20 protein-coding genes and 1 other RNA gene are annotated in these 25514 nt (G+C 52.6%); 16 read left to right on the plus strand and 5 right to left on the minus strand.

Going from position 1 to position 25514, the window contains the following annotated elements:
• The first annotated feature begins 1 nt into the window (after window position 1).
• From BQ5456_RS00265 to BQ5456_RS00275, 3 genes are all read left to right on the plus strand, one after another.
• The gene (locus BQ5456_RS00265; protein ID WP_071128238.1) at window positions 2-667 is read left to right on the plus strand and encodes an ATP-dependent Clp protease proteolytic subunit; all 666 of its coding nucleotides are present in this window, start codon (window positions 2-4) and stop codon (window positions 665-667) included.
• An 85-nt stretch (window positions 668-752) separates the two neighbouring features.
• Window positions 753-1994 carry an ATP-dependent Clp protease ATP-binding subunit ClpX gene (gene clpX, locus BQ5456_RS00270; protein ID WP_071128239.1) on the plus strand — a complete coding sequence of 414 codons (1242 nt, stop codon included), beginning with the start codon at window positions 753-755 and terminating at the stop codon, window positions 1992-1994.
• Between the two features lie 47 nt (window positions 1995-2041).
• Window positions 2042-2365 (plus strand): chorismate mutase, encoded by a 324-nt coding sequence (locus BQ5456_RS00275; RefSeq protein ID WP_071128240.1) that lies wholly within the window; start codon window positions 2042-2044, stop codon window positions 2363-2365.
• A 52-nt stretch (window positions 2366-2417) separates the two neighbouring features.
• Here BQ5456_RS00275 and BQ5456_RS00280 read toward each other — a convergent pair whose 3' ends face one another.
• From BQ5456_RS00280 to BQ5456_RS00295, 4 genes are all read right to left on the minus strand, one after another.
• Entirely contained in the window at window positions 2418-4304 is a 1887-nt protein-coding gene (locus BQ5456_RS00280) for an AMP-dependent synthetase/ligase (RefSeq protein ID WP_159428739.1), read from the minus strand.
• A 46-nt stretch (window positions 4305-4350) separates the two neighbouring features.
• Entirely contained in the window at window positions 4351-7038 is a 2688-nt protein-coding gene (gene valS, locus BQ5456_RS00285) for a valine--tRNA ligase (protein WP_071128241.1), read from the minus strand.
• A 245-nt stretch (window positions 7039-7283) separates the two neighbouring features.
• The gene (locus tag BQ5456_RS00290) at window positions 7284-8246 is read right to left on the minus strand and encodes a DUF5692 family protein (RefSeq protein WP_071128242.1); all 963 of its coding nucleotides are present in this window, start codon (window positions 8244-8246) and stop codon (window positions 7284-7286) included.
• Window positions 8247-8249: 3 nt separating this feature from the next.
• A complete protein-coding gene (locus tag BQ5456_RS00295; protein WP_071128243.1) occupies window positions 8250-9275 on the minus strand; it encodes a hypothetical protein in 1026 nt (341 codons plus the stop codon).
• A 239-nt stretch (window positions 9276-9514) separates the two neighbouring features.
• Here BQ5456_RS00295 and BQ5456_RS00300 point away from each other — a divergent pair, with 239 nt between their 5' ends.
• From BQ5456_RS00300 to BQ5456_RS00310, 3 genes are all read left to right on the plus strand, one after another.
• Window positions 9515-10861, plus strand: coding sequence for a DUF5692 family protein (locus BQ5456_RS00300; RefSeq protein ID WP_071128244.1), 1347 nt, complete (start codon window positions 9515-9517; stop codon window positions 10859-10861).
• Between the two features lie 47 nt (window positions 10862-10908).
• A complete protein-coding gene (uvrA, locus tag BQ5456_RS00305) occupies window positions 10909-13743 on the plus strand; it encodes an excinuclease ABC subunit UvrA (RefSeq protein WP_071128245.1) in 2835 nt (944 codons plus the stop codon).
• A gap of 116 nt (window positions 13744-13859) precedes the next feature.
• Entirely contained in the window at window positions 13860-15677 is a 1818-nt protein-coding gene (locus BQ5456_RS00310; protein WP_071128246.1) for an AMP-dependent synthetase/ligase, read from the plus strand.
• A gap of 51 nt (window positions 15678-15728) precedes the next feature.
• On the opposite strand, the gene rnpB is transcribed toward BQ5456_RS00310, so the two are convergent.
• An RNA gene (rnpB, locus tag BQ5456_RS00315) (RNase P RNA component class A) lies at window positions 15729-16079 on the minus strand.
• 114 nt (window positions 16080-16193) lie between these two features.
• Between rnpB and BQ5456_RS00320 the strand changes: the two genes are divergently transcribed.
• From BQ5456_RS00320 to BQ5456_RS00360, 10 genes are all read left to right on the plus strand, one after another.
• Window positions 16194-16817, plus strand: a complete 624-nt coding sequence (locus BQ5456_RS00320; protein ID WP_071128247.1) for an L-threonylcarbamoyladenylate synthase — start codon at window positions 16194-16196, stop codon at window positions 16815-16817.
• Window positions 16817-18169, plus strand: a complete 1353-nt coding sequence (locus BQ5456_RS00325; protein WP_071128248.1) for a replication-associated recombination protein A — start codon at window positions 16817-16819, stop codon at window positions 18167-18169. Before BQ5456_RS00320 ends, BQ5456_RS00325 begins: the two co-directional genes overlap by 1 nt.
• A gap of 113 nt (window positions 18170-18282) precedes the next feature.
• Window positions 18283-18906 carry a 30S ribosomal protein S4 gene (gene rpsD, locus BQ5456_RS00330; RefSeq protein ID WP_071128249.1) on the plus strand — a complete coding sequence of 208 codons (624 nt, stop codon included), beginning with the start codon at window positions 18283-18285 and terminating at the stop codon, window positions 18904-18906.
• A 130-nt stretch (window positions 18907-19036) separates the two neighbouring features.
• Complete coding sequence (locus tag BQ5456_RS00335) at window positions 19037-19387, plus strand: DUF948 domain-containing protein (RefSeq protein ID WP_071128250.1); 351 nt, start codon at window positions 19037-19039, stop codon at window positions 19385-19387.
• A gap of 2 nt (window positions 19388-19389) precedes the next feature.
• Window positions 19390-19566, plus strand: coding sequence for a hypothetical protein (locus BQ5456_RS10360; protein WP_159428740.1), 177 nt, complete (start codon window positions 19390-19392; stop codon window positions 19564-19566).
• A 50-nt stretch (window positions 19567-19616) separates the two neighbouring features.
• Window positions 19617-22298, plus strand: a complete 2682-nt coding sequence (alaS, locus tag BQ5456_RS00340) for an alanine--tRNA ligase (RefSeq protein ID WP_071128251.1) — start codon at window positions 19617-19619, stop codon at window positions 22296-22298.
• Entirely contained in the window at window positions 22298-22774 is a 477-nt protein-coding gene (ruvX, locus tag BQ5456_RS00345; protein ID WP_071128252.1) for a Holliday junction resolvase RuvX, read from the plus strand. The genes alaS and ruvX overlap by 1 nt, the downstream gene beginning before the upstream one ends.
• On the plus strand, window positions 22774-24030 hold the full coding sequence (gene mltG, locus BQ5456_RS00350) for an endolytic transglycosylase MltG (protein WP_083378275.1): 1257 nt from the start codon (window positions 22774-22776) through the stop codon (window positions 24028-24030). The genes ruvX and mltG overlap by 1 nt, the downstream gene beginning before the upstream one ends.
• Window positions 24018-24851 (plus strand): shikimate dehydrogenase, encoded by an 834-nt coding sequence (locus BQ5456_RS00355; RefSeq protein WP_071128253.1) that lies wholly within the window; start codon window positions 24018-24020, stop codon window positions 24849-24851. The genes mltG and BQ5456_RS00355 overlap by 13 nt, the downstream gene beginning before the upstream one ends.
• A gap of 10 nt (window positions 24852-24861) precedes the next feature.
• Window positions 24862-25506, plus strand: coding sequence for a prepilin peptidase (locus BQ5456_RS00360; RefSeq protein WP_071128254.1), 645 nt, complete (start codon window positions 24862-24864; stop codon window positions 25504-25506).
• Window positions 25507-25514 lie beyond the last annotated feature (8 nt).

Genomic DNA, 25514 nt, shown 5'->3' on the forward strand with positions numbered 1-25514 from the left:
CATGACTTTCTCACCTCTTTATCCGGCGGGGGCGCCTCGCCTTTCCGCAAATATGCCGATTGATCGCTACGTGCTTCCCGAGTTTGAGGAACGCACCTCTTATGGATTCAAACGCCAAAACCCCTACACCAAACTTTTCGATGAGCGGATTATTTTCCTGGGGGTACAGGTTGATGATTCTTCTGCCGATGACGTGATGGCGCAGCTGCTGGTGTTGGAGTCGCAAGACCCCGATTCCCTTATCACCATGTACATTAACTCTCCCGGTGGTTCCTTCACCGCTATGACCGCCATCTATGACACTATGCAGTACGTAAAGCCACAGATTCAAACAGTCTGTTTGGGGCAGGCAGCTTCGGCGGCAGCAGTACTTTTGGCGGGGGGTTCTCCGGGCAGCCGCCTGGCTTTGCCGAACGCACGGATTGTTATTCACCAGCCTTCGATGCAGGGCTCTCAGGGGCAAGCCACCGATATTGAAATTATTGCGGAAGAGATTGACCGGATGCGTACTTGGCTAGAAGAAACCATTGCCAAGCACTCGGGACAGACTGCAGAGCAGGTACGCAAAGATATCGAACGCGATAAGATTCTTACCGCCCCTGCCGCTAAAGAATACGGTCTAATTGACCAGGTTTTAGAGTCGCGGAAAACTCCGCTGAAACAGTAGGCACCGCCTAGCTAGCGTGCCGCGCTGGCAAGCTGCAAAAATACCTTTAGGCTAGGAGATGCAGATTTAATTTAGGAGGAACCGGGTGGAGGACGAGGTCGAGCTGCTCAAGTGCTCGTTTTGCGGCAAGACTCAACGGCAAGTGCGCAAACTGATTGCCGGGCCGGCGGTCTATATCTGTAACGAGTGCGTTGATCTTTGTAACGAGATCATGGAAGAGGACACCGCGAAGCATTCGCAGGATAAAGCTAAGCCCCTGCCGAAGCCTAAAGAAGTCTATGATTTCCTCAATCACTACGTAATTGGGCAAGACCAGGCTAAACGGGCGCTTTCGGTCGCTGTATATAACCATTACAAACGGGTGCAGGCGAAAGAACGGGGACAGAATATCGACATGTCTTTGACGAAGTCGAATATTTTGCTGTTAGGGCCCACTGGTTGCGGTAAAACCCATTTGGCGCGTTCTTTGGCGAAATTGCTTAACGTCCCGTTTGCAATAGTAGATGCTACCGCTTTAACTGAAGCCGGATACGTGGGTGAAGACGTTGAGAATATCCTGCTGAAGTTAATTAATGCTGCCGATGGCGATATTAAACGCGCCGAACGCGGAATTATTTATATCGACGAGATTGATAAAATTTCTCGTAAAGCGGAGAACGCCTCCATTACCCGGGATGTATCGGGGGAGGGCGTACAGCAGGCGCTACTGAAGATTATTGAGGGTACGGTGGCATCGGTACCTCCGCAAGGGGGACGCAAACATCCGCATCAAGAATATTTAGAGATTGATACCAACTCGATTCTGTTTATTGCGGCGGGTGCTTTTGCGGGAATTGATGAGATAGTTAAGTCCCGGCTGGGGCAACATTCCACCGGGTTCGGATCTTCTCTGAAGTCTACTGCCGAACATGGTGACCTTTATGCGCAGGTAACCGCGGATGATTTGCATCGCTTTGGTCTTATCCCGGAGTTTATTGGTCGTTTGCCCGTTCTCACTTCCGTAAAGGAACTTACCGAGTCTGACCTGGTGCGGGTATTGGTGGAGCCAGAAAACTCCCTAGTTGCCCAGTATTGTTCCCTGTTTGAGCTTGATGGAATTGACCTGCATTTTACCGACGGGGCGATTCACGCCATGGCGCGGATGGCCAGGGAGCGTGGCACCGGAGCGCGGGCGCTTTCTTCCATTATGGAGGCCGTGCTTAAAGAAACCATGTTCGAGGTTCCTTCCCAACCGGATGTCCGTTCCGTGACTATTACCGAAGAGGTAGTGAACCAGGGGGCTAAACCTACCCTGTTAGAAGCGGTTTCCCGTTCCAAAACTGCCTAACTTGGACAGGGCTCGCCCTCGCTCTCGTCCTCGTTTATTCTTAATGCATGAGCAATCAACAGGGAAAACCGACTGGTGATTTCGTACCGCCGCAGCTGGCTCAAGCACGTGCCACTATCGATAATATCGATGCCGCTTTGATTCATATCTTGGCCGAACGCTTTAAATGCACCCAAAAGGTGGGGTATCTAAAGGCAGAGCTGGGACTTAACCCGGAAGATAAGGCTAGAGAAAAACAGCAGGTAGCAAGGCTGCGGGCGTTAGCGGAAGAAGCAGGCTTAGATCCGGTATTTGCGGAAAAATTCTTGAACTTTATCGTTGAGGAAGTTATCCGCCACCATATTGATATTGCTGAACAACAGCGCGGCTAGCCCTACAGACAAGTGTCCGAAATAGGGCAGGGAATAAGCTGGTGGCTGAACGTTAATCTTCTTCTAAAGGACCGCCGTAGATAGCATCAATTTCATGCTTGAAGCGTTTTAGAACCACCGATCGTTTAACTTTTAACGAAGGAGTCATAGTCCCGTTTTCTAAGGAAAAATCAGTGGTTAACACCCTAATTTTACGGATAGATTCGGCGCGAGAAACCTTTTGGTTAGTGCGGGCCACTGCCCGTTCCAAAGATTTGAGCACTGCCGGGTGGCGAGCGGCAGCAGAAACATCCATCGGCGGCAGATTATGGTTACGCAGCCAGCCTGGAAGCATTTCTGAATCCAAGGTAACCAGTGCCGCAATGAAGGGGCGGCGATCTCCCACCGCTACCACATTCGAGATTAGTGGGTGTCCCCGCAGACCGTCTTCTAGTACTTCCGGAGAAACATTCTTACCTCCGGCAGTAACAATAATTTCTTTCATGCGACCGGTGATATATAAGAAACCATCGGCATCAATCCAGCCTTTGTCTTCGGTGTGCATCCAGCCGTCTTCGGTATACAGCTCGGCGGTTTCTTTCTCCAAATTGAGGTAGCCAGGGGACATAGGCTCGCCCTTGAACAATACTTCACCCTGGTCAGAAATACGTGCGGCAATCCCGGGAATTGGCTGCCCCACGGAACCTATTTTGGCGCGAGCTGGTACGTTCACGGCGGCCGGTCCTAAGGTTTCGGTCAGACCATAGCCTTCGCAAACTGCGACTCCAATACCGCGGAAAAAGTGTCCTAAACGGGTAGAGAGGGGACCGCCCCCAGAAATAATATACCCGGCGTTTCCTCCCAAAAGGCTCGTAAGCCGCGATAACACTAGTTGGTAAAAAACTTGCCGACGAATCTTTAACGCCCGGGAAGGCCCCTCCGGGGTGTCGAGAGCCTTGGAATAGTCAATAGCGGATTTGGCGGCCAGTCGGAACAAACGCAGCTTTATCCCGGTTCCTGCCGAGGCATCGGCGGCATTGTAAATCTTTTCCAGGACGCGGGGGACTGCCAACAGGTAGGAAGGTTTAAAAGAGGTGAGATCTGCCAGGAGATTCTTGGTATCGGGTACTAATCCGAGCACTCCTGGTCCTACGAGGGCGCCCCAGGAAACCATCCGTGCCAGCGCATGAGCTACTGGTAGGAATAGCAGGCAGCGGGTGGTTTTTTGCATCCCAATTTCTGCCATATAATCCAACGCATTCAATATTAAACTGCTGGCATTGCGTTGGGTGATAATAGTGCCTTTGGGATGCCCAGTAGTTCCGGAAGTATAAATAATGGTGGCAATAGTATCCCCGGTGATTTGGGCGTTATAAGAGTCAATAACTGCCGGAGCGATTTGCCGACCCGCCTCAATAATGGTGAGTAAATCTCCGGCTGCCAGTGAAAATATCCGGCATTTTTGGTCTGCACGCGTCGCTACTGCCTGGATTAGTTCCTGAGAGGACTGGTTAGCGGCAATTGCATAACGAATATCGGAGTCCTGTAAGATCCATTCGATTTGCGCGGCAGAGTCGGTTTCGTAAATCGGAACGGTAATAATCCCAATGGCTAGCGCTGCCATATCAATCAAGGTCCACTCATAGGAGGTAGGACCGTGCAAGGCTAAGCGGTCGCCAGGTTTTAGACCAATCCCCAGGAGCCCGCGAGATACGGAACTAATTTCGTCCCAGAATTCGCCAGCAGAGACTTTGCGCCATTGTTCCCCCAGCATGGTTTTTTGTTCAATAACCGTTTGGTTAGGGTTTTGGGTAACGCGACGGCGAAACAGGGAAACAATATTGTCGTGTTCAGAGCGGATATGGGTTGCCGGCATGGAAAACTCTTTTAATTTACCGGGAGTGTCCCCGGCTACCGCAATTGTTCCGGGGGGAAAACTAAATCCCTTGTCTGCTTCCACGGGTTTCTCCTTAAACCGTTTAATCATAACTTTAGTTTATCCTAAGTTACTTCCGTACTTTCTTGGGGGGAGGGGTGCCGAGCACCGCATCCTGCGTGGTAACCTGCAGGTCGGATTGTTGATTTACCTCAACTTTTACCGTACCGGTTAGGGAGGCAGCCGCATCGAGATCAGCGCGTACCGTCGGCAGATTTTCCGCTGACCAATCATCGGCATAAACAATAGTTACCTGCTCGAATGGGGTGCGCTGTCCCACTTTGGCTTCCGACTTTACCTTACGGAGCACGCTCAGCGTGTCGCCGGCCAATTTCAAAAGATGTGCATCTCCTGCGGCGGCGTGCAGAGCCGGGGTAACCTGCGGCCAAGGAGCTGTATGGACGGAACCGGTACGGTACCAAGACCAAACTTCTTCTGCCGCATAAGGCAGGAACGGCGCCAGCAGCCGGGTGACGTTATCGACCACAATCGCCAGGGCACTGCGGGCAGAATCTTGCACGTCCTGCTCCCAATTCCCGGCAAAATTATGGGCGCGATCTTTAACCAGCTCAAGGTAGTTATCGCAAAAATCCCAGAAGAAAGACTCGGTTTGCTCTAGGGCGCGGGTGTGGTCATAGTTATCAAAAGCGGTGGTAGCCCCGGTAATAACTTCGTTTAGACGGGCAATCACCGCTTTGTCCAAGGGAGTGGTTACCTTTGCGGGGTCAAGACGTAGCCCCGCGTCCTCGGTCATCGAAAGCGCAAACTTGGAGGCGTTGAGCAGTTTCATCGCTAGGCGCCGCCCAATCTTCATCTGCGCTTCCTCAAACGCAGTATCGGTACCCAGGCGAGCGGCAGCCGCCCAATAGCGCACCGAGTCCGATCCGTGCTTTTCTAGCAGCCCCATGGGGGTAACTACATTGCCCTTAGACTTCGACATCTTCTTGCGATCCGGATCCAGAATCCAGCCGGAAATCGCGGCGTTCTTAAAGGGCAGAGCCCCGAATTCTAAGTGGGCACGCACTACGGTAGAGAACAGCCAGGTGCGGATAATATCTTGACCTTGAGGACGCACATCCATGGGGTAGACCCGCTTAAAGAGGTCTTCATCTCGCAGCCAGCCGCCGGCAATCTGGGGAGTTAGGGAAGAGGTCGCCCAGGTGTCCAAAATATCTACTTCCGCGGCGAACCCGCCGGCTTTGCCGCGTTGCTCCGCGGTGAAGCCGGCGGGAACATCGCTGGTGGGATCAATCGGAAGGGCTTCCTCGGCAGGCATAATCACTTGGTCATAATCGATTTCGCCATTCTGGTCAATGCGGTACCAAAGCGGAATCGGTACCCCGAAGAAGCGCTGACGCGAAACCAACCAGTCATTATGCAGACCATGTACCCAATTGGAGTAGCGTACCTTCATAAAATCGGGATGGAATTTAAGTTCCTCGCCGCGTGCTAGCAGCTCACTATTGAGGTTGTCGCGGTGTCCGGTCAAAGTGTAGTCACTGCCCCCATTGCGGATATACCATTGCCGGGACATCACGATTTCCAGAGGGCGGTCGCCTTTTTCAAAGAAATTGGTTTGCCGCATAGTTTTTTGCGGTTCCCCTTGTAACTCTCCGCTTTCTTTCAGGGCATCCACTACGATTTGCCGGGCAGAGAAAGTAGTCTTCCCGCGGATAGCATCCATAAGTTCAATACCTGCCGGATCGGTAATCCAATCAGTCGGCTCGTGAGTAATCCGGCCATCTTTCGCCAGAATCACCCGGGTAGGTAGGTCGAGTTCACGCCACCACTGAACATCGGTGACATCACCGAAAGTACAGCACATAGCGATGCCGGCACCCTTATCCATTTCGGCTGCCGGGTGCGCCAATACCGGAACCTCTACGTTAAAGCCGGGACTAGTAACGGTTTTACCAAAAAGATGCTGATAACGTTGGTCGTCTGGGTGTGCTACCAAGCAGCAGCAAGCTGCTAGCAGTTCGGGACGGGTAGTTTCAATTACTACGTCTTCCCCATCCGGAAGATGGAACGCGAGCGCATGGTAAAAACCGGGATAGTCACGCGCCTCTAGTTCGGCTTGTGCCACCGCGGTTTGGAAAGTAACATCCCACAGCCCGGGAGCCGCCGACTGATAGGCTTCCCCGCGTTTTAAATTGCGCAAAAAGGCAGTTTGGGCAACCTTTTGAGAATCTTTCGAAATGGTTTGATACTGATGCTTCCAGTCGACGCTGAGTCCCAGCCGCCGCCAGAGTGCCTCAAAGGACTTTTCGTCCTCTTTGGTTAACTGTTCGCACAGCTCAATAAAGTTCTTACGAGAAATCGGCACCTGATCGCGGGCTTTAACCGATTTGGAATCCCCATGATGAGGCGGCACAAAATCCGGGTCGTAAGGCAAGGTAGGATCGCAGCGGACTCCGTAATAGTTTTGGGCGCGCCGCTCAGTAGGCAGCCCATTATCGTCCCAACCCATGGGATAAAACACCGCTTTGCCCCGCATTCGCTGGTAGCGAGCGAGACAATCGGTGTGGGTATAGGAAAACACGTGTCCCACGTGCAAAGATCCAGAGGCCGTAGGCGGGGGAGTGTCGATAGAGAAAACTTCAGAGCGCTGCGCATCGCGGTCAAACGCATAAACCTGCTGCTCTTCCCAAATCTTAGCCCAGCGTTCTTCGAGGCCGTCTACGCTTACTCGCTGAGGAACCTGAGGGGCGGGTAAGTTCAGATTGGTTAAATCCCGGTGATCGTGGGGATTACTCATCGGCCATCTCCTATTTCATCTTTTCCCTATTTACCGCCGGTTTTGTATTCCAAGGCAGTAATTGGCGCTTACATACCCTACTAAACTACTCGGTTTCGCAGACCAACCCCAAAATCTTGCCCTGCTCCCTCGAGGTACCTAAAGCACTGAAAACACTGGCCGTTTAGTAAAGCCTGCCACCCGGAATCATTAATGGCGACCAAAAACGGGTGACAGGCTTTACTGTCAGTTGCAACCAGCAGCCGCTAACTATTTTTTAGTTTTCCTCCATTTTCACGGGCAATCTGCTGGTTATAAGGGGTATCCCAATAAACCTCTTGGGTGAAGGGATCGCGCCTAGTAGAGCGCACCTTATAGATGTGGTACCCGAACACCACTACATTGGCCAGCAGAGCGGCTGCCGAGAGCAAGAACATGGCAGTGGGGTTGTGGGCGCTGCGGTGAGCAAACATGGAATCTTGCATAAAATGCGGGAAGGTTAGCACTATCGCTGACCAGAAGGTCAAAGTGTAAGCCCGGTATTGAATCCAGGCGCCTTTCCCGAAAGCCAGGAAGGCGGGGATGGTACAGGAGGCCAACAAGGCCACCCCCGAATACCAGGCGCGATCCGCTAGGCAGTTATAAACATAAGCAACATTCCACAGGTCATAAGCGATAATCCAACCGATAGTCAGGTCGCCCCAAATGATCTGTTTATTCTTGCCTTTGGATACATAGATTCCCATCCAGCCCGAAATCATTAGGAAGTTTAAGATTCCGGCTAGTCCGTTCATGATGTTCCAGGGGCCACCCCAGGTGACCATGCCTTGCGTGGGATCTACCCCGTGGATGCCGTAGCACTGGAAATCGCGAATCACCGCTTCGATAATGTTTACCGCCAAGATAAACGGCGGGATGCACAGGTACCAGCGTTTATCACGCAGTTTCGGGAAATATTGTAACGCCACCAGTGATAACGACCCGATTAGGGCGGAGTATTGCTTCACTATCGGGAACCAACCGTCCGAGTTGGTGCCAGCGCGCGAATAGGGCCACCAAAAAATCGTCAGCGCCAGCGGAATCACAATGAATACCGCAATCGCCACCCATTTATAGCGGATCGCTAGCCAGGCCATTATCGCCAGCCCCGCGATCACTACCACTAGCATCAGGTAGTCGTACCACTGACCAAGTTCAAAAAAGAATAAAGTCGGATAATCCGGTTTCATCAGCTACTTCGCCGCCTTCTTGCCCCAGCCAGGCAAATAGGTTTTCTCTTTCTTTTGGCGAATCTGTTCCTCCCAAGAAAACTCGGGTTCTTCCCAATCGGTGAAATACTCGCTATCAACTACCTCAGCCCAGGGAGAATCGGCGGAAGTAGGCGGCCAGGCGGGGTTGTCAGTTACCGGAGGACGCACCTCGTTGACTGCCGGATCCTGGCGACCATAGCGCAGCCACTGGTTGTGGGTACCTTCGTAGAGTTCGGTGCCATCCCAGCGTCCTGCCGGGGTGTCATAGCCGAAGAGTTTGCCTCCCAGGACTGCCCGTTTGATTCGTGCTTGCCACTGGGGCTTCTTGCGGAACTCGGCAACCCGCTTTACATAGAGATTCTGCAGATGCGCCATGCAGCCTCCAATTAATTCGATATTTATCCAGTTAATGGCGGCAGCGAACTTGGTGTCGGGTTCAAATCCTATCCGCCAGTGGTTGATCAACCGGCAGCGGTCACCCTTGAGGGGGATCAGGTAAAAACACCAGGCAGCCGCGTAATGCTTCATACCGGGGTAGCGGAAAGCGAATGATCCCGGCGCCCGCGGCGGGTGTTTGGTGTCGACCCATTGGGAAAGATACTTACCGGGGACTACGTCCGCCCATTCCATAGACATACCGGTGAAGTCAAAAGCCGCGATATCTCCCGGTTTTAAGGCATCTGGTCCTTGCCATTGTTCTTGGATCTCGTAAGAGTTAAAGAAAGGTAGCCGCGCAAAAGTGCGTTCTAAGAATTCTGAGGAATACGAACCTGCCTTGTCGCAACCTAACTGTTTTAAGTGTCGATATACCGCGTAGGCGGGGGCATCGATATTAATGGCATAGGTAGAGGAGCGACCATTCGAATAGCAACGGTCAATTAAATCATCGGAGGGATAGTGCCACTCATTTTCTTCTTTAGTGGCCTTGCCTGAAAACTGACTGAAGCCGAGCATTCCGCCGAGGGCTACGCCGCCCCCTAAAGCTCCCAGGCGTAAAACCTTTTTCATACGACCAGATTTACAAGACATATAGATTCTCCGTAGTTGTATATTTTGGATATTTTTTTTAAACAGATAACATCGTCGTTAACCCTGCGTTAACATTAAATCTATCACTGTCTGACGGATTGTAATTCCTTTTTAATAGGGAATTTATTGTGACGTATTCGCAGGTAGTGTCAGTTGAAAAGATAATAAGTAAGCTCAAAGTGACCAGACAGCGTGGTCTGGTCTAAAAAGGAACTCTGATGGGATTTTTATGGGAAGTAGGTCCGATATGGGTCTACCTTTTTTGGATTCTAATTTTTGCGCTGCAAATGCTGGTAGCAGAAGTACACCGCCGTTGGACTTGGACTGCTTTCGCCCTCTGGACAGTAGGCGGGGTATTACTGATTCCCTATGTAATCATTCACGGGGTTCCTATGGTGGGGTGGTTCCCCTTCGGCAAATTTATCATCATGCTCGCTACTGCGACCATGACCGCATTCCTCCTGCATTGGGGAAAACGTAATCCCCTAAAAGCTCGCCGTTATGCGATTTGGTTTGGGGTTGCCCTCTGGATTGGACTAGCGGTAAACATTATGGAAGCCAATATTCGTGACCTGACCATATACTTTGAAGCTGACACCTACCGTGCCTGCGCCATCAACTTCCAATGTTTAATGGATATTGATGCTTCCCGTTCGATTTCTATGATTGAAGGGTTGCCGGAAACCCGCGGAATCACCGCCGCTAGCGGCTCTGTCGCCTGGTATCAAGCTGCTGCCGAAGCCTTCAAGGCAAGTGGAGTTGGAATCGACCCCGCCACCGGTTTCCGCACTATCGGTGGCTACTGGAACCTGCTTTCGGCCGCTGCCGGGGTATTAAACATTATTACCATCACCGGTCTGGGGAAAATCTTTATTTCCTCGTCTAAAAAAGGAAAAGTACAGGGGCTAATTTGGGCAGATATGGCCTGGCCGTGGGTAATTGCCTACGACCTTTGGAATCATTCCTTCCTCTACAACTCGCTCGCGGATTACACCTGGTACTGCACCTTGGCATTACTGCTAGCCTGCACGATACCCGCTTTTACTTGGGCAAAGGGACAATGGATCTGGTTCCGCTGTTTCACCTTAATGTTCTGGATTGCTGCCAACAATATTTTGCCAGAGTTGCTGGTGCGCCCCTCAATAATGACTAATTATGCCACCATGAATCCGATGGCTAACATTATTTGTGCTTGGTTGGCGCTAATCTCAAACGTGGCGCTCTTTGTTTACTGGCTCTACAAGATGAAGAAACATCATCGCAATCCTTGGACAAACTGTCTCTTCTTCGAGCTAGGAGCCTTTAGGAAAGTTGTAAAGCTGTATGCAGATGACAAAGACAAGTACTTCCTAACTGACTTCATCCCCGAAACTCCCTCCGGGCTGGGGTTTGAGCCGGAATCTCCGGTGCCACCAGCAGACGGCTATGTGGGATGGATGCCCTGGTGGAAGGAAGACAAACGCTATCCGAAACTGCGCACACCTCTTTCGGCAGACCCCAAGCTGGTTGAAAAAGGGATTAAGTCTGATCCCAGCTGGGACGTTACCAAAGAAAAGAAAGCCTAGCCGTTTGCAAAAATGCAAAATAGAACGTTTGTTCGTAGGATAGGAATGTGGATGAAAAACTGGTAGTTAAAGGGGCGCGGGAACACAACCTGCGTAACGTGGCCATCGAGATTCCCCGCGACCAGATGGTGGTGTTTACCGGACTTTCGGGATCGGGGAAGTCTTCCCTGGCTTTCGATACCATTTTCGCCGAAGGACAGCGCCGCTATGTAGAGTCCCTGTCCTCTTATGCCCGCCAGTTTCTCGGGCGCCTGGACAAACCAGACGTAGATTTTATTGCCGGGCTGTCGCCGGCGGTTTCTATAGATCAAAAATCTACCTCCCGGAACCCGCGTTCTACCGTCGGTACTATTACCGAGGTCTACGACTACTTACGGTTGCTGTATGCCCGCGCCGGGCAGGCTTACTGCCCGGTGTGTGGGGAAAAAATCCAGGCGCAAACTGCCCAGCAAATCGTGGATCGCCTGCTAACCCTGCCGGAAAAAACCCGGTTCCAGATTTTGGCTCCGGTGGTACGCGGACGCAAAGGTGAATATACCGAGCTTTTTGCAGAGCTAGTTACCCAGGGGTTCTCGGCGGCAGTGGTGGACGGGGAAACTGTGCGCCTGACTCAGCCCCCCAAGCTGGAGCGCAAAATTAAACACGATATTTTTGTGCGCGTCGATCGCTTAGTAATGAAAGAGGGAGTGCGCACCCGACTCTCCGACTCGATTGAAACCGCCCTGAAACTAGCAGACGGGCTAGTAGTGGTCGATTTTGTGGACCGAGATGAATCTGATCCCCAGCGTTCCCGCCGCTTTTCTGAAAATCGCGCCTGCCCCAATGATCACCCCCTGCAGCTCGAGGAAATTGAGCCGCGCACGTTTTCCTTTAACGCTCCCTATGGGGCTTGTCCAGATTGCTCCGGTCTCGGCTCCCATCTAGAGGTTGATCCCGAACTGGTGGTTCCCAACCCGGAGCTATCTATCTCCGAGGGTGCGATTCGCCCCTGGTCCACCAAAAATAAATATCTCATGCACATGGTCGCTGGGCTGGGGGAGGAACTAGGGTTTGATTTGGATACGCCCTTCCGAAAGCTATCAGCCTCCCAGCAAAAGGCTCTTTTGCGCGGCCGCGATTACCAGGTAAAAGTAAAGTTCCGGAATCGTTGGGGACGGATGCGCACCTATTCCTCCGGATTCGAGGGCGCAATCCCTTGGATTATGCGCAAGCGCGAAGAAACCGAATCTGAGGTAATGCGCGCCCGCTACGAAGGCTATATGCGGCAAGTTCCTTGTTCCACCTGTCACGGGGACCGTCTGAAGCCAGAAGTCTTGGCGGTAAAAATCGGGGATTTAAATATCGCGGAGTTAACTAAACTATCGATTTCCGCCAGCTGCCAATACCTGGCGGAAGTGGAGTTAACTGGGCCGGCCAAGAAAATCGCGGAACCGATCTTGAAAGAAGTGCAGGTACGCTTGCAGTTCTTGCAAGATGTGGGGCTAGGCTATTTAACCTTGGCGCGGGGAGCGGCTACGCTTTCAGGGGGTGAAGCCCAGCGGATTCGCCTGGCAACCCAGATCGGATCCGGGTTAGTCGGGGTGCTTTATGTGCTTGATGAGCCTTCGATCGGGTTGCATCAACGGGATAACCACAAGCTAATCGAGACTCTAAAGAAGCTGCGCGATTTAGGGAACACCTTGCTGGTGGTAGAACATGACGAAGACACCATTCGATCCAGTGATTGGATAGTCGATATCGGACCGGAAGCTGGCGAACATGGGGGAGAAGTCCTCTACTCGGGACCGGTAGCGGGAATCGCGGATTGTAAACGCTCCCTCACCGGGCAGTATTTGTCGGGTAAGAAGCAAATCGCAGTCCCCAAAAAACGGCGCAAAATTGAGAAAGGTCGGCAGCTAAAAATTATTGGGGCGCGAGAAAACAACCTCAAGAATCTCGATGTTTCCATTCCTCTAGGTAAGTTAGTGCTGGTCACCGGGGTGTCGGGGTCGGGTAAATCTACCCTCATTAACCAGGTAATGTACCAGGCACTAGCCGCGAAGCTGCAGCGAAAACGAGTGGTTCCCGGTCGCCATAAAGCGATTGCAGGCATCGAACATTTAGACAAGGTGGTACACGTAGATCAAAGCCCCATTGGACGCAACCCCCGCTCCAACCCGGCAACCTATACCGGGGTGTGGGATGCGGTGCGCGCCCTCTTTGCCCAAACCCCGGAGGCGCAGTTACGCGGATATGGACCCGGCCGTTTTTCTTTCAATGTGAAAGGAGGACGTTGCGAATCCTGTAAGGGTGACGGCACCCTCAAGATTGAGATGAACTTCCTGCCGGACGTGTATGTGCCCTGCGAAGTATGCGGGGGAGCGCGCTATAACCAGGAAACTTTAGAAATTAAATATCGCGGTAAATCGGTAGCCGATGTGCTCGATATGCCTATTAGCGAAGCAGCGGAATTTTTTGCTCCCATAAACAAGATTTCTCGGCACCTGAATACCCTGGTAGAGGTAGGGTTAGGGTATCTGCGCCTGGGCCAAAGTGCTACGACCCTGTCTGGGGGAGAAGCCCAGCGGGTAAAACTGGCCAGTGAACTGCAACGCCGCTCCAATGGACGCACTATCTATGTATTAGACGAGCCCACCACCGGCCTCCACCTGGAAGATATTCGCAAATTGATGCTGGTGTTGCAGTCTTTGGTTGACAAGGGCAACTCGGTAATCGTGATCGAGCATAATCTGGATGTAATCAAGTGCGCCGATTGGGTGATTGATTTAGGTCCCGAGGGCGGAGACGGCGGGGGTACGCTCGTGGCGCAAGGAACCCCGGAGCAAGTGGCAAAGGTCAAAGATTCTTACACCGGACACTACCTGCGTGAGATGCTAAAGTGACGCTGGCTTTGATAACGATGTGGGTCCGACCGGCACTCGCGGATTAACCGTTTTTGTCTTTTCTGCTGTGCTAACCTACGGACAAGAGAAACCTATTTTGAATTGGAGATTCGCCAATGGGAGCCCCCCTTATCGATCTGATGCAATTCACCTCGGTGGCTGCAGCAGTCCTTGATCGTGCTCGCAGGCGTCCGCGGCAAATAGCGGTTGAACGCCCTTCCGCACTGGGTGCCGCTTGGGAAAAAATCTCCGCCTCATCATTGGGGGCCGATATTCGCGCTGCCGGTTTAGGGTGGATTGGCTTGGGCTTCAAACCGGGAGATGCAGTTTCTATTTTAGGATCCACCTCTTACGAGTGGATGGTCATGGATCTGGGAGCGCAAGCTGCCGGGCTGGTAACGGTACCTATCTACGAAACTGATTCCTACGAACAGGTAAAGTGGATTGCCCAAAAAGCCCAAGTAAAGGCGGTTATTACCGATTCTACGGTGCAGGCGAATATGGTGCGCCAACTCGATAAGGAACCGGAACTCGCAGGGCAAATCTCGATAGTGTTTTCCTTAGATGATTCTGGTTTTACCCGGCTGCTAGAACACGGACGGGTGGTTCCCCCGACTGAACTAGATGAACGCCTGCAGCAGATAAAATCCGATAATCTGTGCACTATTGTTTTTACTTCCGGGACTACCGGGCGTCCTAAAGGGGTAGAGATTACCCACGAAAATTTCTTGCGACCCCTAAATGCGGTAATCGAACGGCGCAGCTGGAACGAATGGATCTTTGACCCCGGTGCGCGAGTTATCTACTTCTTGCCGGTAGCCCACGTGCTGGCGCGTTTCCTGGGTTATCAGCAACTGGTAGGTCACGGTACTGCCGCGTTCTTACCTAACCCCAAAACCATCGTGCAAGATATGCAGACGTTTAAACCGAACGCGCTGCTAGTGGTACCGCGGGTACTGGAGAAAATTTATAACGCTGCCGATGCTACCGCTGGTTCGGGGATTAAACTGCGACTTTTCCGCTTGGCCGCCCACACTGCGGAACAGTGGGCGCGTATCCAAGAATCAGGGGAAGAAGTTTCTTTTGGGCAAAAAGTCAAGATTCGCCTTGCTCGGCGGCTAGTCCTAAATAAGATTCGTAAACTGATGGGTGGAAACCTACAGGGAATCGTATCTGGGGGAGCGCCGATGGCTGAGAGGCTTGGTCGCTTCTTCATTGGATGCGGAATCGAAGTTTTACAAGGTTACGGCGCGACCGAAACCACCGGCCCCTTAACTATGTCTGACCGGATTGGGAACAAAACCGGATACGTAGGGCATCCTTTGCTGTGTAACGAAGTGCGCCTGGGGGAGGGCGACGAGCTGCAGGCAAGGGGCGGCTCGATTATGCGCGGCTACCACGGGGAACCGGAACTTACTAAAGAGGCATTTACTGAGGATGGGTGGTTAAAAACCGGGGATATCGCGCAGATAGATGCCGATGGAAACGTTAAAATCACTGGGCGTGCCAAGGAAATTATCGTCACTGCCGGCGGGAAAAACGTCGCCCCCGAGGTTCTAGAGGAACGTTTGAAAGGACATCCCCTCATCTCGCAGGTGATGGTAGTGGGAGATAACAAACCCTTTGTGGGCGCCTTAGTCACCCTGGATAAAGAAATGCTGCCCACCTGGCTAAAGAATCACGGGATGCCACAGATGGATATTACCCGCGCGGCTCGCGATCCGCGGGTACTGGAAGCCCTGCAGCGGGCAGTGCAGCGCACTAACCGGGCAGTGTCACGGGCAGAATCTATCCGTAAGATCAAAATAATTACTACCGATTGGACTACCGAAAACGGGATGCTGACTCCTTCCCTAAAAATTAAGCGAAATCGGATTCGCGCAGTTTACGGGGAGCAAATCGAGGATCTGTACGCGAAGACAGATAAGAAATAGCGCCGGTTCTATTTTGCTCCCTCGCCAAGGGGATCTTTAAAGAAGTTTAGGAAGATCAGCCGGCCTATAAGCCGGGTTCTGTACTGGCGAAGCCAGCGGCGACCATCTATCTACGACGTACGTTACCGCACGCCTGCAGCAACCTACCCGCAAGCTAAAGGCGGACCACCCAACTTGCTGCTTGGTCTTGCTCCGGATGGGGTTTACCTAGCTGGTCAAGTCACCTTGACCACTGGTGGTCTCTTACACCGCCTTTTCACCCTTACCAACGCGAGCGCGTGGCGGTTTATTTTCTGCGGCACTAGCCCGCGGGTCGCCCCGGGTGGCTGTTAGCCATCATCCTGTCCTGTGGAGCCCGGACTTTCCTCGACTATCGCTAGCCGCGGCCGCCCGGCCGACTGATCCGGGTCAATAATACCCAAATCCGCCCTCCAATCGAAAGGCAAAGCGTCATTTTGCCAATCTAAAAAGCGAGGAGGGGCAGCCGATTTTTCTAAGGTTGCTAGACTGGGATACATGGTTGCCTACATAGATATTCACCCAGTAAATCCGCAAGCACGCCTAATCACGAAAGCCGCTGACATTATTCGGGACGGGGGCGTAATCGCCTATCCCACCGATTCCGGTTATGCCCTGGGCTGCAAACTTGGAAACAAAGCAGGGTTAGAGCGGATACAAACTATCCGCAAACTGCCCAAAACCCACAACTTCACCCTGATTTGCCATGATTTCAAGCAACTAGGGAAACTGGTAATCGTCGATAATTCGGCGTTTAAGCTGATAAATCGGCTCACCCCTGGGCCTTATACCTTCATTATGAAAGGTGACAAAGCGGTGCCGCGGATTATGGTCAACCCTAAGAAAAAGACCGTGGGGGCGCGGATTCCTAACCATGTAACCACTTTGGCGCTGGTAGAAGAATTGGGGGAGCCCCTAATGTCTTCTACTTTGATTTTGCCGGATAAGGACGTACCGGAAGCTAACGGCTGGGAAATCCGCGACGAAATTGGTTACCTGCTAGATGCGGTAATTGAAGGGCCGGTAGAAGAAGCCCGACCCACCACGGTTATTGATCTCACCGGAGAAGTTCCCCAGGTAGTACGCCAGGGCGCCGGCGATCTTTCGGATGTAATGCTCTAGTGGATCTTTTCCAGCAAGCCGCGCTCAACGAACAGGGGATTCCCACATTCTCCGACTCCGCACCTTTGGCGGTGCGGATGCGACCGCTCCGTATCGAGGAGGTAGTGGGGCAGTCACATTTGCTGGAGCCGGGCTCGCCTCTGCGGCGGCTTTTAGAGCCTCAAGGTAGCGCGGGGGCAGTGAGTTCCATTATTTTTTGGGGGCCGCCGGGCACGGGAAAAACTACCCTTGCCTATCTGGTAGCCACTGCCTCAAAGCGAAATTTCGTGGAGGTCAGCGCGGTTTCGGCTGGGGTTAAAGAAGTTAGGGCAGTTATTAAAGAGGCTCGCGAGCAACTGCGCACCACCGGCAAACAAACTGTGCTTTTTGTTGACGAGGTGCATCGCTTCTCTAAGTCTCAGCAAGATGCCCTGCTGCCGGCAGTGGAAAACTCGTGGGTGATTTTGGTGGCGGCCACTACCGAGAACCCCTCCTTCTCAGTAGTTTCCCCGCTGTTGTCGCGCTCTTTGCTGCTTACTTTGAACCCGCTAAATAGTGAGGATGTGAAAGAAGTATTGCGGCGCGCCCTCGCCGATGAGCGGGGGCTGAAAGGCAAAGTCACAGCCGACGAGGACACTCTTACCCGTCTCGCGGATTTAGGGGGAGCCGATGCGCGCAAAGCGCTTACCCTACTAGAGGCCGCTGCTGAGGGGACGCTAGCTGCCGGACGTAGCGCTCTTACAACTTCCGACATTGCCCGCGCCGCCGATACCGCGATCGTAAAATATGATCGCGATGACCACTATGACGTGATTAGTGCGTTTATTAAATCTATGCGCGGCTCCGATGTCGATGCCACCTTGCATTATTTGGCGCGCATGATCGAAGGGGGAGAAGACCCCCGGTTTATTGCCCGCCGCATCATGATTTGTGCCAGCGAAGACGTGGGGATGGCTGACCCGACTGCGTTACAAATCGCTGTGTCCGCCGCGCAGGCAGTGCAAATGGTTGGAATGCCCGAGGGACGGATTATTTTGGCTCAGGCCGCGGTGGCAGTAGCTACCGCCCCGAAGTCCAATGCCTCCTATTTGGGAATCGAAGCCGCCATCAAAGATGTTCGCGCCGGGAAAAGCGACCCGGTACCCACCCCGCTGCGTGATTCTCATTACCCTGGAGCCGAGAAGCTGGGAGTGTCCGGATATAAATATGCGCATGACTTTCCGCACCACATTGTAAAACAAACTTATCTACCTGCAGCTTTAGTTGGAACTCAGTACTACCATCCCACCGATAATGGATACGAACAGCTGGTTTCAAAACGGCTGCAAACTATTCGTGGCATCTTGTCCAATGGCAAAGGCGAACAAAAATAGGTTAGTCTAAAACCTGTTGTTTTAAAGCAACCCTGGGGTCTTAGCCCGCGTGGTGACCCCACCGGCATGACCGGTGAAATGCAAATTGAAGAACACATACAGGAGAAAAATAAATGGGAAATAAGCGTTCGCGCAAACAGGTTCGTCTATCTCGCGCTTTGGGAATCGCGTTAACCCCCAAGGCACAGCGTTACTTTGACCGCCGCCCCTACGGTCCCGGTGAGCATGGGCGGGCTCGCCGCCGCAGCGAATCTGACTATGCTATCCGTCTAAAGGAAAAGCAGCGTCTGCGTGCCCAGTACAATATCCGCGAGGCTCAGATGCACCGCCTATTCGAAGAGGCACGGCGGATTAAAGGAATGACCGGTGACAACCTGATTGTGCTGCTGGAGTCGCGTCTAGATGCCCTGGTATTGCGCTCTGGTTTTGCGCGCTCTATGCCGCAGGCTCGCCAAACGGTAGTTCACCGTCACGTGCTGGTAGATGGCAAACCGGTTGATCGTCCCTCTTACCGGGTAAAGCCGGGTCAGGTTATCCAGATTTGCCCCAAGTCCCAGACCAAGGACCCCTTTATTGTGGCGGCTGCGGGCTCTCACCGTGATGTACTCCCGGATGTGCCCCCATATTTGGATGTGAATCTGGAACAGCTGCAGGCCACCTACGTGCGTCTGCCCGAGCGCGATGAAATCCCGGTAGTCTGCGATTTGCAGATGGTGGTTGAGCACTACTCGCGTTAGTCGTAAAAACTTTTTGTCTGATGCCTCCTGATTTTTCGGGGGGCATCAGTCATATCTACCTCGGTTCGGGGCTTCGGACGCAGTAGGGTAAAATTCAGCGATATAAGCATTTCTTAGGGAAGGAAGAATTATGAGCGTTGGTGAGATAGCTTCATTAATCGCCGCAATAGCTTTTTTGCTGCTGGTACTGTTCCTGGCAATACCACTATGGAAACTAGGGAAAGTTTTTGACCAACTACAGGACTCGATCGAACAGGTTGCCTCCGACACCGGAGATACCGTCAAAGAAGTTTCCCAAACAGTCCGGGATGCGAACGCCCAGTTGGTGCGGGTAGATGCGGTTACTACTTCGGCTGCCCAAGTCGCGCAAGATGTCTCTGCGGTTTCCACCCTGGTTTCTTCTACCTTCGCCGGTCCGCTAATCAAACTCTCGGCCTTCTCTTATGCGGCTCGCAAAATGTTTAACCGGAAAGGTCAATAACCATGAAGAAATTGGTGAAACTGGGGCTTGCTGTAGCCGTAGTGGGCGCTATCGCCTGGTCGATTCCGCCGGTGCGTGAGCGGATGCAAACCGCTTACCAAGGGTTCCAAGAGGACTTTGAAAATAGAGAAAGACAGCTACGCGCGGCTTTAATGCCCGAAACCACCCCCTTAAGTTAATCGCTTTTCCACCAGGAGGTAGCTCCTCCGCATAAAGATTTAGAGGCATAATGCAAACTTCTGAGATTCGTTCCCGTTGGCTTGACTATTTTGCGAAGCAGGGACACCACCTGGCACCTTCGGTTCCGCTGGTGTCTCCCGATAAGTCGATTCTGTTCACGATTGCGGGAATGGTGCCGTTCATTCCCTATATCGTAGGTACCGAACCGGCGCCTTGGCCGCGTGCTGCCAGCGTACAAAAGTGCATCCGCACTAACGATATTGAAGAGGTCGGTAAAACCACTAGGCACGGCACTTTCTTCCAAATGTGTGGAAACTTTAGTTTCGGTGACTATTTCAAACAGGGTGCCTCCAAAATGGCTTGGGATTTGCTCACCGGCTCCGTGGAAGAAGGCAAATACGGCCTGGACGGGGACAAACTATGGGTAACCATTTGGGAAAAGGATGACGAGGCCGAGGACGTATGGCTAAACCAAATCGGTCTCGATCCCTTGCATCTGCAAAAGCTGCCACGCGAAGAAATCTTTTGGGACACCGGACAGCCAGGGCCGGCCGGCCCTTGCGCTGAAATTCATTTTGATCGCGGTAGCGCTTATGGCCCGGAGGGTGGTCCGGAAGTAGATACCGGCGGGGATCGCTACCTGGAGCTATGGAATCTGGTTTTTGACCAGTACTTGCGGGGAGAAGGAGTCGGTAAAGACTATCCGCTGCTCGGCGAGCTGGATAAGAAATGCATCGATACCGGGTTGGGACTGGAACGACTAGCGTTCTTGCTGCAAGGCAAGGACAACATGTACGAGATTGACCAGGTATTCCCGGTAATTGAAAAAGCCCAGGAACTTTCCGGAAAACAGTACACCCAAGGTAAAACTTCGAAAGACCCTAATGATATTCGAATGCGGGTAGTCGCGGATCACGTACGTAGCGCCCTAATGCTGATTGGGGACGGAGTGCGTCCCGGAAACGACGGGCGCGGATATGTGTTGCGCCGCCTGATTCGCCGGGTAGTACGCGCTATGCGGCTACTGGGAGTAACCAAGCCGGTATTCCCAGATTTACTTCCGGTCTCAAAGCAGGTGATGGCCACTTCCTATCCGGAACTGGACAAGGATTGGCAAACCATTTCGACCGTAGCTTACGAGGAAGAGGACGCCTTTAGGCGCACTCTGGAATCGGGAACTCTAATTTTTGACCAGGCAGTGGCTCAGGTTAAGAAACGCCACGAAAGCCAGCTATCGGGTAAAGATGCCTTCACCTTGCACGACACCTACGGATTCCCGATTGACCTCACTATCGAGATGGCTGAGGAACACGGTATTCAGGTTGATCGCGAAAAATTCACTCAGTTAATGCAGGAACAAAAGAACCGCGCTCGCGAAGATGCCCGTGCCAAGAAGACCGGGCACGTAGATGCCCGTATCTATCACGAGCTAGAGGCCGAACTAGGACACGAAGTCGAATTCGTGGGCTACACCGAAGACAGCTGCAACGCGAAAGTCATCGGACTACTAGCTGATGGCCAGGCAGTCCCCACCGCTTCGGCAGGCAGCAATGTGGAAGTCGTTCTAGATACCACACCTTTTTATGCGGAAATGGGCGGGCAACTGGCTGACCACGGCGTAATCCGCTCCTTCCAGGGTGCAAAGTTTAAAGTCAAGGATGTGCAAAGCCCAGTCGCCGGGCTGCGGGTACACCGCGGAACCTTGGAACAGGGACAACTGACGGTAGGTGACGAGGTAGTGGCGGCAATTGATACCGCCCGCCGGAAAGCCATTGCCCGCGCCCACACCGCTACCCATATATTGCATAAAGCCCTGCAAGAAAACTTGGGAGCGCAGGCTACCCAGGCCGGCTCAGAAAACAATGAGAACCGCTTGCGTTTCGACTTCCACCACACCCGCGCTTTGAGCGGGGAACAAATGAGGGCGATTTCGGATCGAATCAATGACCGTTTGCGGGATAACTTGGAAGTGAACACCGAGGTTATGCCGATTGAAGAGGCCAAAAAGTCTGGTGCTACCGCTTTGTTTGGCGAAAAGTATGGCTCCATAGTGCGGGTAGTAGATATTGGTGACGGCTGGGATCGAGAGTTTTGCGGCGGTACCCATACGCCTACTACCGGATACCTGGGACAGGTAGTGCTGATGGGGGAAAACTCTATCGGTTCCGGAGTACGTCGAATTGAAGCCTTGGTAGCTGATGAAGCCAATAAATTCCAAGCTAAAGAGCACGCTCTGGTCTCTCAGGTAGCTTCCATTATGGGAACTAAACCAGAAGAAATTCCGGCTCGGATTGATGATGCTTTGATGCGTTTGAAGCAGGCTCAAAAGCAGCTAGCAAAACTGCAGGAACAATCATTGCTTTCACGAATCGGAGAAATCGCTGCCTCGGCTAAAGAGATTCGGGGAGCGCGGGTGGTTACCTTCAATGCCGGGGAAGTCTCTGCAGAAGCCCTGCGTACCCTGGCACAGTCTTTACGGCAACGGCTAGAGGATACCGCTGCTGTGGTTAGCGTAGGTGGCGTTTCTAAGAATCGCCCGCAGGTAATCGTAGCTACCACCCAGCAAGCTCGGGACCAGGGAATAAAGGCTGGTGAACTGGTGAAAATCGCGGCACAGATTATGGGAGGCGGCGGGGGAGGCCGCCCGGATCTCGCACAAGGCGGGGGTAAAGATGCGAGTAAACTCGCCGCTGCCTTGGAAACCATCGCCAGTGAGATAGCCAAGAAATAATGCGTCCCGGGGTACGCCTTAGTATCGACCTAGGTACTCACCGGATTGGAGTGGCTCGCTCTGATGCCGCGGGAACTTTAGCCTTCCCGTTGGAAACCGTTTACCGCGAGGGAGGGCAAGAACTCTTCCGGATTGTGGAATTGGCAGCCGAGTATGATGCTAGGGAGATTATCATTGGTTTGCCGCGTTTGCTCAGCGGTAAAGAAGGTAAAAACGCTGCGGACGTGCGTTCTTGGGGTGCTGAGTTGGAACAGCTGTTACCAACTTGTAATATAAGACTTGTAGATGAGCGTCTTACCAGCGTCAGCGCTCATCGACAGTTGCGTTCCGCCGGACTCGGGGGACGGCAACACAAGAACGTCGTAGACCAACAGGCTGCGGTATTGATACTGGAGCAAGCACTGGAAACAGAGAGGCAAACCGGGAAGATTCCCGGAGTGCCACTGGGCAGCGGACCTGAAAGCGAGGAAGCCTGATGAGCCGGGAGCCTAACCCTAACCCTCCAACGCGGCATTTTCCCTCCCGTCGCGCCGATAAAGCGGGGGGTAACAGTCCTGCGCCCAGAGACGAGTCGGCCAGCCTCGATAACTATTGGGAAGAGGATGCCCCACAGACTGATTCCCCTGCTGCCTCGGCCTCCGGGCGCGCTGCCCGGCGTAAAGCTCGGCGGAAGAAACGTACTATCGCCGCGATTGTTATTTTGGTGGTAATTGGGTTAATCACCGGAGCCGCAGTAATAGCTACCCGCGAACTTGGGGGTATCAGTACTATTTTCTCTGGTGGCAAGGACTATGAAGGCAAAGGCTCCGGGGAAGTAATTATTGAAATTCCCGAGGGCGCTTCGGGCAAAGCAATTGGCGTAATCCTCCAAGAAAAAGGAGTAATTGCAGATGCCGAAGTGTTTGCCGGTATTTTCAAGAAGAACTCCTTAGCGCAAGGAGTGCAGGCGGGACGCTTCAGGCTACATAAGCGGATGTCTGCGCGAGAAGCCCTAGCGATGCTGCTAGATCCGGCATCGAAAGCAGATATTAAAGTAACTATTCCCCCCGGGTTTACAGTCAAACAGATTAAGACTCGTTTCCAAGAAACTATTGGCTTTAGCGCCGATCAGGTGGCGGAAGCCTTTGCTGACCCGGCAGATTATGGGATTCCCGGTCAAAGTGAGGAGTCTTTTGAGGGATGGCTAGCCCCCGACACCTATACGGTAGCCACCAATCAAAGTGCTAACGACCTGGTGAAAACCATGGTAGATACCCAAATTAAGCGCCTGGATGATGCCGGGGTGGCGGCTGACCAACGCGCTACGGTGATCATTAAGGCTTCGATTCTGGAAAAAGAAGTCAATGTGGAAAAATATTATCCGCAGGTAGCACGGGTGATTGAGAACCGTTTGCAAGATAACAGTGAGACCCACGGCTATTTACAGATGGATTCCACCGTGGTTTATGGACTGGGACGCTCAGGCGGGATTCCCAGTTCCGAAGATTTAGAAACTGACACCCCCTACAACACTTATAAACATAAGGGGCTGCCACCTACCGCGATTGGGACAGTAGGAGAGACAGCCTTAAAAGCGGTGGTGAAACCGGCAGATGGGAAATGGCTTTACTTCACCACGGTTAACCTGGATAGCGGGGAAACCAAGTTTGCCCTTACTTTAGAGGAGCAGACTAAGAACGTGGAAGAACTCAAGCAGTGGTGCCAGCAGAACCAGGGCAAATGCAAACGCTAAAGCCCTGGGCAGCAGTAATCGGTTCACCGGTTGCTCATTCCCTTTCTCCAGCTCTACATTTGGCAGCCTATCGGGATTTAGGGCTTGATGTTGACTATCGACGGATAGAGGTCACCAAGGAAACGATAGGCTCCTTTTTGGCCAACTGGTCAGAGGAACTGGTGGGACTATCGGTAACTATGCCTTTAAAACAGGTGATTATTCCTCTGCTTTCGCAAGTTGATGGTTTAGCGAAAGCAGTAGGAGCGGTAAATACCGTAATGCCGTTCCCCGGGGGAATCACCGCGGGGTTCAACACCGATGTTTATGGGATAGTGACGGCGATAAAAGAAGTAAAAGGACGTGACTGGAGTCCGGGAAAAGCGGTGATAGTGGGATCCGGAGCCACCGCGTCCTCGGCGCTAGCAGCCTTAGTGGAACTCGGGGCAGGACAGATTAATCTGCTGGCGCGGCGGGTAACAGGTGCTGGTAACGCGGTGCAAGCCGCTACCCGGCTGGGGATTGATCCCGGATATATTCCGCTGGCAGCCAGCGATAAAGCCCGAGAAACCATCGAAAATGCGGATTTGATTATTTCTACTGTTCCCCGGGAAGTACTCGATGACTACTATGAAACTATCTGCTTTAACGCTGGTCAAACCGTGCTTGATATTGTGTACGACCCCTGGCCAAGTCTGCTGGTTCAAAAAGTTACAGCAGTCGGAGGTAGCGTTATTTCCGGGAAGTTAATGTTGCTACACCAGGCAGTGATGCAAGTAAAACTATTTACCTCCCGCACCCCGAATCTGGAAGTAATGCGGGAAGCTATAAATAAGGAATAGAGGCGGGAATATGCAAGTTCTAGTGGGTATAGCGGCACTGTTATTCGCCGGGATCGGTAACCTGCTCTACGGTTTGCCCAAGGTAAAGAAATACTTTCGCCTGGCAGGTAGGCAACGGGCTCTCTGGAATCAGCCCTGGGTAATCGGGGTAGTTGCCGGACTTGCAGTGTGCGCGGCAGTAACCCTGCGTTTCGGATCCATAAATCTGTTGCTAATGTTTCCGCTACTAACCCTAGGTACGGTACTGACGGTAATAGACGCGGGTACCCAAAGGCTGCCCCGCTCGATGACAGCAGCCTTTTTGGTGCTGGTAATAATCGCAGTAATTTTGGCTGGTTTCATTACCGGGCAGTGGGTAAAACCCGCATACTCCCTGATTGTTGCTTTAGGAACCTTTATTTTGCTACTACCAGGAACGTTTGTTCGTCACGGTATTGGAGTTGGAGATTTGCGGCTAGCTCCTCTGCTAGTAGGCTTAGCAACTTGTTCGTCTTGGCATTGCCTGCTGGCAATGGGGATTTTTACTGTTGTGGGTGCTGGTTGCTGGGCCCTGTACCTGGTGATATGGAAAAAAGCCGCTGGCAGTACCCGCTTTGCTTTTGGTCCGTGGCTCTTAGTCGCCACCTATTTCGCACTCCTGCTAGTTCCCCGTTAAACGATAGA

Source organism: Varibaculum massiliense, assembly GCF_900106855.1.
Classification (GTDB): Bacteria; Actinomycetota; Actinomycetes; order Actinomycetales; family Actinomycetaceae; genus Varibaculum; species Varibaculum massiliense.